This window comes from Sagittula sp. S175, assembly GCF_049800975.1.
Lineage (GTDB): Bacteria > Pseudomonadota > Alphaproteobacteria > Rhodobacterales > Rhodobacteraceae > Sagittula.
In genome coordinates this window covers 1-12840 of the sequence record NZ_JBNAGB010000012.1, presented here as the reverse complement: position 1 = coordinate 12840, position 12840 = coordinate 1, and the positions used below count along the sequence as shown (strand labels likewise).

Here is a 12840-nt window from a genome sequence, read left to right as displayed (position 1 = left end):
CCTCCGGCCCCGGTCAAGAGGTCGCGCGACCTGCACGGTTTTGCCGCCCGGCGGCCCATCGACGAGAGGCGTGCGTGGCGCGGGTTCTGATCCTTTCCAGTTTCGTGGCCTGCGGTCATGTGGGTCTGTCGGCGGGCCAGCCCGTGTTGCAGGCACTGGGGCACGCGGTCACCGGCTTGCCGACGATCCTGCTGTCGAACCACCCCGGGTTTTCAGCCGTCGCGGGCGAGCATGTTCCGGTGCCGCACCTGCAAAGGATGCTGGAGGCTCTGGCAGGCAATGGCTGGCTTCAACGCTATGACGCTGTTCTGACGGGCTACCTGCCAAGCGCCGGACACGTCCAGTTTGCCGCCGGGATGATTGACCGGATTCGCGCCTTTCGACCGGATACTCGTATCGTTGTGGACCCGGTGCTCGGCGATACGCCCAAGGGGCTCTACATGCCGAACGAGGCGGCTGAAGCGATCCGGGACCGTTTGATGCCCCTGGCCGATGTTCTGACGCCGAATGCTTTTGAACTTGATTGGCTGGACGGGGCGGCAGGCGTGTCGCGGGTGCTGGTGACCTCGGCGGAGCAGGGGGACCAGTTCGGTGTGTTCGACACCGCCAGCCAACTGTTTCACCGGGTCGAACGTCGTCAGGGTGTGCCACACGGCGTTGGCGATGTGTTTTCTGCCCTGATCGCGGCGGGGTTGCCCGTGCCGCAGGCGCTTGGCCATCTTCAGGCGCTGATCGAGGCCAGTCTTGGGCACGCGCATTTGCAGATCGCCGAGGCATTGACCGAATGGACGCGGGCAGACCCGCCGGAAGGGAGCCGGAATGGCCTTTGATTTCATCTTCATGCTGACCTCGAACGACCGCACGATCCCGGACGCCCGCGCCCGGCTGGAGGAGGCACTGGAGGGCGGTGTGCGTCATATCGGCTTCAAAGACGTGGGCCTGCCCTTCGAGGAATTGCGCGGTCTGGCGCAGGCGATCCGGGCGGCAGGCGGGCGGTCCTATCTCGAGGTCGTCAGCCTTGATGCCGAAACGGAACTGGCCTCGGCCCGTGCCGCCGTGGGCCTCGATGTGGACTGCCTTCTGGGTGGCACGCGGGCGCGCGAAGTGACCGAGATCACGCGTAGCCATCCCCTGCGCTACTACCCCTTCCCGGGTCGGATCGTCGGTCATCCATCGGTTCTGGAAGGTCCGGTGGAGGCCATCGTGGACTCGGCGCGCGCCCTGACCGACCTCGAGCATGTGCACGGGCTCGACCTGCTGGCCTACCGGTTCGACGGCGATGTGACGGGACTGATGGCTGCGGTCTGCGCAGCGGTGGAAAAGCCCGTCATCATGGCCGGCAGCATCGATTCCGAGGCCCGCGTGCAGGCGGTGGCACAGGCCGGGGCGGCGGGCTTTACCGTGGGGACGGCGGCGCTGGACGGGGTCTTCCCCGCTGACGGCGAGGGCTTCGTGGCGCAGGTGCGCTCTATCCTCGAGATGACGGGACGGGCGCGCCGCCTGTCACGCGCGCCGCGCCGCATCGCGCTGGTCGCCCATGACAACCGCAAATCCCACCTGCGGGCTTGGGTGCTGCGTCATGCCAAGGCACTTCAGGGGCACCGCGTCATCTGTACCGGCGGCACCGGTCGGATGGTGTCCGAGGCCGCGCCAACCCTCACCGTCCAACGCCTGCAGCGCGGAACGCTGGGAGGGGATCAACAGCTGGGTGCCCTGATCGCCACGGGCGAACTGGACGCCGTGATCTTCTTTGCCGATCCAAGTGACCGGCACGCGGGCGACGCCGATCTGCAAGCGCTGACGCGGCTGGCGATCTACCACGACACGCCGCTGGCACTGTCGCCCGCCGCCGCGGACGCGCTGCTGGGAGGGCTGATGGCAGAGCAGTAAGCGCCACACGAACCGCCGGACGCCCAGCGACCTGTGCCGCGCGTTGACACGCAGAGGGGCGGCACGCAAGGTCGCGCAAAGGCAGGGGGTGTTGATGCGCAAGACGGTGGCAATTGTCGGGGCGGGGATCGTGGGGGTATCGGCCGCGATCTGGTTGCAGCGCGAAGGACATGACGTTGTCCTGATCGACCGCAAGGGGCCGGGCGAAGGCACCAGCCACGGCAACGGGGGTGTCCTTGCCAGCGCCGCAGTCGTTCCGGTCCCCGTGCCGGGTCTGTGGCGCAAGGGGCCTGCCATGCTGTTCGATCCACGCCAGCCGCTTTACCTCAAGTGGCGCTACCTGCCACGCCTTTTGCCCTGGCTCCTGCGTTACATGGCCCAGGCGACAGAGGACGGCGTCACCCGGCGCGCCAAGGCGATCCTGCCGATCATCGGGGACAGCCTGAACGACCATCTGGCGCTGGCCGAGGGCACGGGTGCCGAAGGTTTCGTGGTGCCGTCGGACTACCTGTATATCTACGACAGCCATGCCGATTACCTGAAGGACGCGGCCTACTGGCAGGTGCGCAAGGAAACGGGCTTTGACTGGGAGGTCATGGATGGGCCTGCCTTCCACGCCTACGACCCTGTCTTTGGTCCTGCCTTTCAATGTGCTGCGCGGCTGCCGGATCACGGGCGGATCACTGATCCGGGCCGCTACGTAAAGACATTGGCGGCCCATGTGGAACGTCAGGGCGGACGCATCCTGACAGGTGACGTCTCGGACATCGCGCGGGAAAACGGGCGGGTCAGCGGGGTGCGCGTCGGCGGGGAAACGCTGCCCTGTGACACCGTGATCCTTGCGGCAGGCGCGTGGTCGGCGTCTCTGGCCACCAAGCTGGGCGTGAAGGTGCCACTCGAAAGCGAGCGCGGCTATCACCTCGAGCTTTGGGAGCCCTCCGTCATGCCGAGGTCGCCCGTCATGGTGGCTTCGGGCAAGTTCGTCGCCACGCCGATGGAAGGCCGGCTGCGCCTTGCCGGGATCGTCGAGTTTGGCGGACTGGACGCACCGCCCTCGCAGGCCCCGTTCAGGCTGCTCGAAGACAACATCCGCAAGGCCATTCCCGGTCTTACATGGGCGAAAAAGGTCGAATGGATGGGCCATCGGCCCAGCATGTCCGACTCGCTGCCGGTGATCGGGGCGTTTCCCGGCGTGCAGGGGGCTTATGCGGGCTTTGGCCACGATCACGTCGGTTTGACGGGCGGTCCAAAGACCGGGCGTCTGCTGGCGCAGCTGCTGTCGGGGCGTGAACCGAACATCGACCTCGCGCCCTATAGCCCGGCGCGGTTCATGTGACGCCTCTAACCGATATGGCGGCCGGACGGGGAAAGCGGAAGGCAACAAGTATCCCACGCCCGTGATGGTTAATAGTAAGTAATCTAAAGACATTCCCTCCCGTGTAGAGGGATCGTTTCCGTTTTTGCCTCAGTCTGATGGCGAGTCAGACGAGCGAGCGGAAATCATGCCCACCCTGTCCAGTGCCGCCGTGGCCTTTGGGTCGACGGCCCAGACCAGTCTTTTCGGCGGCAACGTCCTCGCGCCGCGGGCGCATATGACCGGCCCGGAAAGCTACGCCCACGCCATCGAGGAACTGGGCGTCACCACGCTGCGCTACCCGGGAGGATCGCTGACCGAATATATGTTCGACATGCGCAATCCGGATGCGGAATGGGCGGTCGATCCGGATACCGGGCGGTTGGAAAGCTTCATCCCCCTGTCCGACGTCATGAGCTATGCCGCTGACACCGGTCGGTCGGTCAGCATCGTGATCCCGACGCGCGACCAGCTTTCCGAAACCCAGTTCGATGACAACGGCGACCGGATGCCCGCCATCGACCGGGCTGTCCTGCAGGACTTCGTGCGCGACGTGGTCAGCGGGCAGTACGGCCATGGAACGGTGGCCGCCTTCGAGATCGGCAACGAATACTGGGGCTCGGGCGAGATGAACGCCTCTGAGTACGGTCGCCTCGCTGCCGACATGGCGGAACTCATCGACCGCGAGCTCAACGCTCTGTCCGGCGACTTCCCGCAGGCGGCAGAGGTCGATGTTCTGGTGCAGGTGGGTACGAACTTCGGATCTTCGGACCTGTCGGACGATTACGCCGGGATCGCGCCCCGCGACGTGGTGGCCGATCTCAATGCCTCTTACGGTCTGGATCTGGGCGACGAGGTGATCTTTCCCAACGGCGGCATGGACTGGACCGAGATCAACAACGAGATCCTGTTGTCACATTTCGACGATGACGCCATGGCGGCGACCGATGGCGTCATCGCCCATGTCTATTCGCGCGCGCCAGTGGTCGAACATTCCCGCTGGTTCCAGTTGGAGCAGATCCAGGAACACTGGATGGAGCGTGATCCGACGCTTGAGATCCACGTCACCGAATGGAACCAGAAGGCGAACACCAACGCTTTCGACGAAACGCGGGACTACGGGCTGTATCAGGCGCAGGAGATGCTTCAGCAGGTCGAGGAATTCATGCGCATGGATGTGGACTCTGCGCAGGTCTGGCCGCTGATCCAGAACACGGATTCCGCTCTGGCGCTGGGGCGCGAGTATGACCAGCCGACGGCGCCGGGGCACATGTTTTCCATGATGTCCGACAACCTGCCGGGCATGAAAATGCTGGACTTCAACCCTCAGGACGAACGCGCCACGGAACTGGTGACCTCCGAGATGAACATCCACGCTTTTGCCGACGGGCAGGACATGCTGTTCTACTTCACCTCCAACCTGACCAATGGGGTGGTGAATTCGGAGGTCGATATTTCGAACCTCGTGGGCAGCTTCGCGTCGATGGAGATCACGACACTGGGCGTTCAGCCGGGTTCATCGCCGGGGGATACGACCAGCCCCGCCGTGGTCAGCTATCCCGATCCCGAGGATCTGCATGTCGATGGGCTGATCGAGACGGTTCTGACGCCGGGCGAGATCATGCAGGTGCGGCTCAACGACGTGATCCCGACAGCCGAATTTGCCGACACCTTCGACGCGACCGGCCAGGACGCCCCTATGCCTGAGGCCATGGTCGCGGGAGTCGCGGCAAGCGGGAACACCGATGGCGACGGGATCCCCGACGGCCTGGAGGACGACGCGGCGGCGGTGGACGGTGGATCAGACGACGACGAGGACGGAGGCGGCGATTTTGGTGGCATCTGGATGGTGGGGCTGCTGCCGCTGCTCTTCCTGTTGGGCTGATCCCGCCTCAGATCGGCTCGATCAACTCCGGTCCCGAGGCCCGGTTGGAGTTCACGCGGGGCGAGACACGGTGAAACGCCAGCGCATCCTCCGGTGCAGGTTGCATCAGCGTGGCGGCACCGTGGCCGGCCTCTCCCAGCCACTTGGCCCAGTCTTCGGAGGGCAGGATCACCGGCATCCTGTGGTGGATCCGGGACATGGGGGCATTCGCCCCACAGGTCACAATCGCACAGGTACGCCAGGCCACGCCGTCACGCTCCCAGTCCTGCCAGACGCCCGCCATGACCAACGGCTCGCCATCCGTGCGGGTGATGTACCAGGGCAGTCGATTGCCGTCCTCGTCCTTTGTCCATTCATAGAAGCCGCTGGTCGGGATCAGGCAGCGCCGCTCGCGGCAGGCCATGCGAAAGGCGGGCTTCTCCGCGATGGTCTCGGCCCGTGCGTTGATCAGCAGGGGGCCGTCATTCGGCGCCTTGTACCAATGCGGGATGAAACCCCAGCGCATCGACACCAGCCTGCGCCCGTCGAGGTCATGCACCACGTGGATCTGCGTCGTGGGGCAAACATTGAAGTTCGGCACATCCGGCAAATCATTCGCCGGAATGGCGTTGAACAGTTGCGCCATGGCGTCGGGCGGCAGGGTGACGGCGAAACGGCCACACATGGTTGGGCTCCCTTGGGTCCGCTTCAGTGTAGCGTCTCGCACGGTCAAGGCCAGCGGTGGCGGATCCTTGAAAAGGATCCGGACGAAGTCTTTTCAAGACTTCGGCACCGCTCAGGCCAGGCCGAAACGCGTGTAATGCAGCAGACCCCAGGCGGTGAACGCCCGGTCGATCCTGCCCCAGAGCGCGGCAAAGCGCATTGGATCCATCTGTACCACCTGTGCGATCTGCGCGAGGCTTCGACGCCCGTCGGCGGTGGCGATCAGCGGCGCGGCTTCGCGGGGCAGGTCGATGGTGGCCTCGATTTCCGGCAGGGAGACCGGCAGCGGTTTGCCTTGCGCGACGTGGCGGGCGACGCCGGGCAGATTTGGCAGCTGGAAACGCGGGACGAGACTGGCCTTGGAGGGTTTGGGCAGCGGGCGATCTTCGTCCGCCGGCACCAGATAGCCCACATGCTTGCGGATCGTGCCGCGCAGCTTTTCTGCGATGGCCATGGCTGTCTCCGGCGGCATTCCGTCCGGCACGTCCGTGATCTGCGACAGGTCATACAAACCCGGCTGAACAAAGCCCTGTAGCCGCCACCCGGTGCGGGCGCAGGTATCCAACAGGCGCGGGACATCGTAGGGCGTGTCGGTAGAATGCAGCAACAGATCATAGAACCCGGCGTCCGAGTGTTCATGATCCATCAGGTTGGAGTTGCTGGCGAACGGGTGCCCTTTGGGCAGTTCTGCCACGATCTGTCTGGCCCGCATCAGGCGTTCGCCGGGGGACAGCCCATCAAACAGCGCGCCAAAAGCCTCTTGCAGGGGATATACTCCGGAGCGCCCATAGGTCGCGTAGACCATGAAGCCCATGCCTCCGCCCGGCGCCAATGCCGCACGCAGCGCCGCGAACCCGGCGTCCGGGTCGGGCAGGTGATGCAGGACGCCGCAACAGTCGATGTAGTCGAAGAGGCCATGATCCGGCGCGTCCAACAGCGAGCCGGAGAGAAAAGTGATCCCCGTCAGGCCGCGCGCCCTTGCCCGCGCCTCGGCAATCTGGCGCGAGGCGGTGGAGAGGTCGATGTAGGTGATGTCAGAGGGCGCGCCAGCCTGAGTCATCAACTGCGCCAGCTGAATCAGCGCATCGCCGGTGCCGCCACCGGCCACAAGCACTTTCAACGGCTTGGACCAATCGCGGCAGCCGCCCCACAGGTAGTGATCCATCTCGGACGGACGCGAGGGAGAGCCCGTGATCAGGCGCTTTGCCTCGTCCGCCGGGTCGCGGGCGGGGTAGGGGAAGTGTTCGTACTGTTCCTTGACCGTCACCATGTCGCGCCCCCGTCTGGATTGCCGCTTTGTGACGCAAGGGGGGAGGGAAGGCCAGCCTTTAGCGCCGCTTGGCGATCTCCAGCCGGGTTTCCAGCAGGGCCATGTCCTGCATCAGCGTGTGGCGGCGGGTCCGGTCGGCGGTCTCGATCAACTCTGCGCGCAGGCGGGCAAGTTCCCTTGACACGGACACGGCCTCTGGCACGGCGCCGTTGTCCTTCATGATCCGGTTCAGCACAGCGTTTTCAGGGTCGTCGCAGGGTGGCAACGGCTGACCAGCACCGGGCAGGTTGTCAAAGGCGCCTTCGGCTTCAGCGGAACGGATGCGGGCGTTGATGAGGTCGATGAGCGGGTGGTCCATATCGGCATTATATGGCGGTTTGGGGCGCGGAGGAAGGCAGGCGGGTGAAACGCTGCGTCACGGGGCAGGTCACGCCACGTCCGACAGCCTTGCACGCGGGGCAGTCTCGGGCCAACACTGGAGGCGGAGACACGAGGGAGGATAGGGCGCATGGGCTTTGCCAGCATGCAGGACCGCAACGCGATGGAGAACGAGAAGCCCTGGGCGGAACGGAACGTGCCCGTGACGCTTTGGGGGCAGTTGACGCAGACGGCCGAGCGGTTCCCGGACCGGCCTGCGGTCAGCTACCAGTTGCTGTCCGGGCCGACCGACAAGGCCGAGACGCTGACTTGGGCGCAGGTGCGGGACAAGACCGCGCAGGCAGCGAACCTGTTCCGCTCGCTGGGGATCGGCGAGACCGATGTCGTGGCCTATGTCCTGCCCAACGCAAACGAGACCATCGCCACCCTGCTGGGCGGCGCTGTCGCCGGAATCGTGAACCCGATCAACCCCTTGCTGGAGCCCGAGCAGATCGGGTCCATCCTGCGCGAGACTGGGGCGAAGGTGGTCGTGACGCTGAAACCCTTCCCCAAGACCGACGTGCCTCAGAAGGTGCACGAGGCGGTGCGCCATGCTCCGGGCGTGCACACGGTGCTGGAAGTCGACCTCAACCGGTACCTGACGCCGCCGAAGAAATGGATCGTGCCGCTGGTCCGGCCCAAGCTGGAGGGGCCGCGCCACGCGGACTACCTCGACTTCAACAGGGAATGCGCCAAGCAGCCGAAAACGCTGAGCTTTGCCGATGCGACCGAAGATCGGGTCGCCGCCTATTTCCACACCGGCGGCACCACGGGGATGCCCAAGGTGGCGCAGCATCTCTATTCCGGGATGCTGTACAACGGCTGGCTGGGCGACCGGCTGCTGTTTACCGAGGAAGACAGCGTGATGTGCCCGCTGCCGCTGTTCCACGTCTTTGCCTGCCATGTGATCTTGATGGCGATGATCTGTTCGGGGGCGCATGTGGTGTTCCCGACCCCTGCGGGCTATCGCGGCGAGGGGGTGTTCGAAAACTTCTGGAAGCTGTGCGAGCGCTGGGGGACAACCTTTGTCATCACCGTGCCGACCGCCGTTTCGGCGCTGATGCAGCGCAAGGTGGATGCGGATATCTCCAAGGTGAAGACGGCGTTTTCCGGCTCGGCGCCGATGCCGATGGAACTGTTCAAGCGTTTTGAATCCGCCTGTGGCGTAACCATCTGCGAGGGCTACGGCCTGACCGAGGCGACCTGCCTGGTGTCGGTGAACCCGCCGTCCGGAGAGAAGAAGGTGGGCTCGGTCGGCATCCCGTTTCCCTACACGGACGTGAAGATCCTGAAGGTCAAGGACGGCCAGCCGGTCGCCTGTGGTGTGGATGAGATCGGCGAGATTTGTGTATCGAATCCGGGGGTTTACGCGGGGAATACCTATACCGAAGAGGCAAAGAACGCGGACCTGTTCCATTATGGGACGCACCTGAGGACGGGCGACCTTGGGCGGCTGGATGCGGATGGTTACCTGTGGATCACGGGGCGGGCGAAGGACCTGATCATTCGCGGCGGGCATAACATCGACCCGGCGGATATCGAAGAGGCGCTGCTGGCGCATCCGGCCGTGGCCTTTGCCGGGGCCATCGGCCAGCCCGACGCGCATTCTGGCGAATTGCCCTGCGCCTTTGTCGAGCTGGTGGCGGGCGCCGAGGTGACCGAGGAGGAGCTTCTGGAGCACGCCCGCGTCCATGTGCACGAGCGTGCCGCGCATCCCAAGCATATGACAATCCTCGCGGAATTACCCAAGACCGCCGTTGGCAAGGTGTTCAAGCCCGATCTGCGCAAGCATGCGATCACGCGGGTTTACAACGGTGCCCTGGAGGCGGCGGGCAGCCCGGCGCGGGTGGTGGCCGTCGTGGATGACAAGTCGCGCGGGCTGGTGGCGCAGGTCGAGGCGCACGGGGCCTCGGGCGAGGATGTGGGGCACATCCTTGGGGCCTTTGTGCGGCCCTGGGAATGGGCGGAGCAGGACGCGTCCCGGGCTTGACGTCGAAAGGTTAACGTCCCGATTTGGCGGCAAAATCGGGATGCACAAACCATGCAGAAACCATGCGCATGATTTGCGGGTTTTCCGGAATTAACAGGGCGTGCGGCCCGGTTGCGGGATGTCAACGATCCATGGGCAGCATGGTGGGTTTGGTCCGGAAAGGGGCTCTGCCCCCGTCCCTTCGGGACTCCCCCGAGGGTATTTGGGAAACCAAAGAAGCAGGGGGGCGTGCCCCCTGAGCAGCCTTCAGTGTGTGACGTTCGGGTCGATGGGTGTGTGGCCAAGGTCTAGCGCCTGTTCGAGGCGGTGGGCGACTTGCAGCAGGCGGGCCTCGCCCCGGGGCGGGCCGATGAGTTGCAGGCCGACGGGCAGGCCGGTGTCGGTGAAGCCCACGGGGAGCGACAGGGCCGGCAGGCCGCAGAGCGTCGCAAGGAAGGCGAAGCCCAGCCAGTCGAGGTAGTCGGTGGAGGGCGTGCCTGCGACCTCGGGGGGGTATTCGATTTCGACCGGCAGAGGGGCAAGGCCCGTGACGGGGCAAGCGAGCACGTCATGTGTGCTCAGCAGGCCGCGCATCATCGTGTAGAGGCGGGAGCGGGTGACGTTGGCCTTGGCGATATCGTCCACGGTGAGTTGCCCGCCCTGGGCGATGTTGCTCTTGAGCGTGGCTTTGAACTGGTCGGAGACGCGCTTTGGCGTGACCTGTGCGTTGGTCCACATGCCAAGGCCGCGGAAGGTGCGGAAGGCGTGGTCGAGGCCGGAGAAGTCTGGGGTGCTGTCCTCGACCGTCACCTCCGGGGCTTGAAGGCGGGTCAGGGCGTCCGACAGGATGCCTGACATTTCCGCCGTGATCGGGCGGCCGCCGAGGTCGGGCGAGAAGGCGATGCGGATATTGCCGGGATCGGACAGGCAGGTGTCCAGAACGCTGTTCGTGGGGTAAGACAGCGGGTCTGTCAGGTCGACGCCGGTCATGGCGTCGAGAAACAGCGCCACGTCGGCGACGCTGCGGGCCATCGGCCCTTCGACACCGAAGGGGTTGAAGCCGTCTGCGCCGGGGGCGGAGGCGATGCGGCCCGGGCTGGGGCGCAGGCCGACCACGCCGCAATAGCTGGCGGGGGTGCGGAGCGAGCCGCCGAGGTCGGAGCCGTGGGAGAGCCAGACCTCGCCCGTTGCCAGCCCGGCTGCCGCGCCGCCCGAGGAGCCGCCCGCGTTCATCCGCGTGTCCCAAGGGTTGCGGGTCTTGCCGAAGACAGCGTTGAAGGTGTTCGCGCCCGCGCCCATTTCCGGCGTGTTGGTCTTGCCGATCACGACGGCACCGTTCTGTTCCAGCCGCGTGACCAGCGGATCGGAGGCGGTGGGGATATGGTCAGCAAAGGCGGGCGTGCCCCAGGTGGAGCGGACACCCGCGACCGGGGTGAGGTCCTTGATCCCGATGGGCAGGCCCGCGAGGGGGCTGTCGGGCGTGGCTTGCGCGGCGGCGGTGCGGGCGCGGTCCTCGCAGGTGGTGACCATGGCGTTGATCGCCGGGCCGGTCTGCGCGATGCGGGTGAGACTGGCGTCAACCAGTTCCGCGGGCGACACCTTGCGCGATTTCAGCAGGCCCACGACCTCGCGGGCAGTGAGGCGGCAGAGCTCGGGGCCCGTGAAGGGCGGCTTAGCAGTTGCCATCGGGTCCGGCGCAGAACATCTCGTAGAGCAGGCCGATGACGCGGCTCGTGTTGTCGTTGGCGAGCGAGTAGTAGATTGTCTTGCCTTCGCGGCGGGTGCTGACCAGCCCTTCTTCGCGCAGGCGGGCGAGCATCTGGCTGACGGCAGCCTGTCGGATGCCGAGAAGCGATTCCAGTTCGCCCACCGATTTCTCGCCGCCACCGAGGTGGCAGAGGATCATCAGACGGCCCTCATGCGCCAGCGTCTTGAGAAAGGCGGCGGCGTTCTGGGCGTTCGTTTCCATTTCTTCCGGCGGCGCCGGGGGAGCTTTCTGGTCCATAAGTCAGTCTCGCTGCCTCATTGATTTGGCGGACTATAATGTTGTCGCACACAAAAGGCGAGATCACGATTCGTGGTTTGCGTCTGGCGGTTCGTCCGCAGCGGGGGCTCCTCCCTGAAACGCATTTGCGCCGTGATAGTTGCAGGGGGCGTCCTGCATTTGCAGGTGGAGGCCGTCGCCGGTGTAGGGATGGGCGCGGGCGAGGGCTTCGTTCACCTCGATCCCGAGGCCGGGGGCTGTGGGCGGCGTGATGTAGCCGTTTTCGACGGTGATCCCGCCGTGGATCAGGTCGCGGTGGAAGTCGGTCTCGATGGTCTCGGCCATGAGGATATTGGGGATGCAGGTGGCGAGCTGGATGTTGGCCGCCCATTCGACGGGACCGGCGTAGAGGTGGGGGGCCATCTCGGCGTTGAAGCTTTCGGCGAGGGCGGCGAGTTTGCGCGCCTCCCAGAGGCCGCCGACACGGCCAAGGGCAGGTTGCAGGATCTTGGCCCCGCCGGAGCGCAGAACGGTGGCGAATTCCGAGCGGGTGCAGAGGCGTTCGCCGGTGGCTAGCGGCACGCGGACCTGGCGGGCGACCTCGGCGTATTCGAGGAGGTTGTCGGGGGGGATCGGTTCCTCGAACCACAGGGGGTTGTAGGGTTCGAGGGCCTGTCCGAGGCGGATCGCGCCCGAGGTGGTGAACTGGCCGTGGGTGCCGAAGAGCAGGTCGGCGCGGGGGCCTACGGCCTCGCGGATGGATTTGCAGAAGGCGACCGAGAGGGCGATGTCGGACAGGGCGGGCTGGTGGCCGCCGTGCATTGTATAGGGACCGGCGGGGTCGAATTTCAGGGCGGTGTAGCCTTGGTCGACACAGGCGAGTGCGGCTTCGGCGGCCTGGTCGGGCGAGGTCCAGAACTCGGACATCCTGTGGTGTGGCAGCGGGTAGAGGTAGGTGTAGGCGCGGATGCGGTCGTTCATGCGCCCGCCCATGAGGGCATGGACGGGGCGGTTCAGGGCCTTGCCGACGATGTCCCAGCAGGCGATTTCGAGGCCGGAGAAAGCGCCCATGACGGTGAGGTCGGGGCGTTGGGTGAAGCCCGAGGAATAGGTGCGGCGGAAGGCGCGTTCGACGTTCTCGGGGTTTTCGTTTTCGAAGTAGCGTTGGAAGACGTCCTCGATCACGGCGGTCATGGCCTTGGGTCCGACGGAGGCGGCGTAGCATTCGCCCCAGCCGTGGAGGCCGCAGGCGGTGGTGAGTTTCACGAGGATCCAGTAGCGCCCGCCCCAGCCGGGGTAGGGGGGCGCGGTGACGATGATGTCGAGGTCTGTCAGGCGCATGGTGGGGTCCTCCGGGTGTGGCGCCCCG

Annotated in this window: 11 protein-coding genes; 5 read left to right on the top strand and 6 right to left on the bottom strand. The window is 65.7% G+C overall.

The window, feature by feature from the left end:
* The first annotated feature begins 74 nt into the window (after positions 1 to 74).
* The 4 genes from ACP16H_RS15440 to ACP16H_RS15425 all read left to right on the top strand — a co-directional run bounded on the left by ACP16H_RS15440 (position 75) and on the right by ACP16H_RS15425 (position 5129).
* Positions 75 to 830: a bifunctional hydroxymethylpyrimidine kinase/phosphomethylpyrimidine kinase gene (locus ACP16H_RS15440; RefSeq protein ID WP_425073141.1), complete on the top strand. Its 756-nt coding sequence runs from the start codon at positions 75 to 77 to the stop codon at positions 828 to 830.
* Positions 820 to 1890 (top strand): methylglyoxal synthase, encoded by a 1071-nt coding sequence (locus tag ACP16H_RS15435; protein ID WP_425073140.1) that lies wholly within the window; start codon positions 820 to 822, stop codon positions 1888 to 1890. Before ACP16H_RS15440 ends, ACP16H_RS15435 begins: the two co-directional genes overlap by 11 nt.
* Before the next feature lie 94 nt (positions 1891 to 1984).
* Positions 1985 to 3226 carry an NAD(P)/FAD-dependent oxidoreductase gene (locus ACP16H_RS15430; RefSeq protein WP_425073139.1) on the top strand — a complete coding sequence of 414 codons (1242 nt, stop codon included), beginning with the start codon at positions 1985 to 1987 and terminating at the stop codon, positions 3224 to 3226.
* Positions 3227 to 3392: 166 nt separating this feature from the next.
* Complete coding sequence (locus ACP16H_RS15425; RefSeq protein ID WP_425073138.1) at positions 3393 to 5129, top strand: hypothetical protein; 1737 nt, start codon at positions 3393 to 3395, stop codon at positions 5127 to 5129.
* A 7-nt stretch (positions 5130 to 5136) separates the two neighbouring features.
* On the opposite strand, the gene ACP16H_RS15420 is transcribed toward ACP16H_RS15425, so the two are convergent.
* The 3 genes from ACP16H_RS15420 to ACP16H_RS15410 form a co-directional block, all read right to left on the bottom strand.
* Positions 5137 to 5793, bottom strand: a complete 657-nt coding sequence (locus ACP16H_RS15420) for an SOS response-associated peptidase (protein ID WP_425073137.1) — start codon at positions 5791 to 5793, stop codon at positions 5137 to 5139.
* Between the two features lie 111 nt (positions 5794 to 5904).
* The gene (locus ACP16H_RS15415; protein ID WP_425073136.1) at positions 5905 to 7101 is read right to left on the bottom strand and encodes a class I SAM-dependent methyltransferase; all 1197 of its coding nucleotides are present in this window, start codon (positions 7099 to 7101) and stop codon (positions 5905 to 5907) included.
* A 58-nt stretch (positions 7102 to 7159) separates the two neighbouring features.
* The gene (locus ACP16H_RS15410; RefSeq protein WP_425073135.1) at positions 7160 to 7459 is read right to left on the bottom strand and encodes a DUF1992 domain-containing protein; all 300 of its coding nucleotides are present in this window, start codon (positions 7457 to 7459) and stop codon (positions 7160 to 7162) included.
* Positions 7460 to 7609: 150 nt separating this feature from the next.
* Here ACP16H_RS15410 and ACP16H_RS15405 point away from each other — a divergent pair, with 150 nt between their 5' ends.
* Positions 7610 to 9508, top strand: a complete 1899-nt coding sequence (locus ACP16H_RS15405; RefSeq protein ID WP_425073134.1) for an acyl-CoA synthetase — start codon at positions 7610 to 7612, stop codon at positions 9506 to 9508.
* A gap of 246 nt (positions 9509 to 9754) precedes the next feature.
* Here ACP16H_RS15405 and ACP16H_RS15400 read toward each other — a convergent pair whose 3' ends face one another.
* The 3 genes from ACP16H_RS15400 to ACP16H_RS15390 form a co-directional block, all read right to left on the bottom strand.
* On the bottom strand, positions 9755 to 11173 hold the full coding sequence (locus ACP16H_RS15400; RefSeq protein WP_425073133.1) for an amidase: 1419 nt from the start codon (positions 11171 to 11173) through the stop codon (positions 9755 to 9757).
* Positions 11160 to 11456: an ArsR/SmtB family transcription factor gene (locus ACP16H_RS15395; protein WP_425073132.1), complete on the bottom strand. Its 297-nt coding sequence runs from the start codon at positions 11454 to 11456 to the stop codon at positions 11160 to 11162. Before ACP16H_RS15395 ends, ACP16H_RS15400 begins: the two co-directional genes overlap by 14 nt.
* 99 nt (positions 11457 to 11555) lie before the next feature.
* Entirely contained in the window at positions 11556 to 12812 is a 1257-nt protein-coding gene (locus tag ACP16H_RS15390; protein WP_425073276.1) for a mandelate racemase/muconate lactonizing enzyme family protein, read from the bottom strand.
* Between the last annotated feature and the right edge of the window lie 28 nt (positions 12813 to 12840).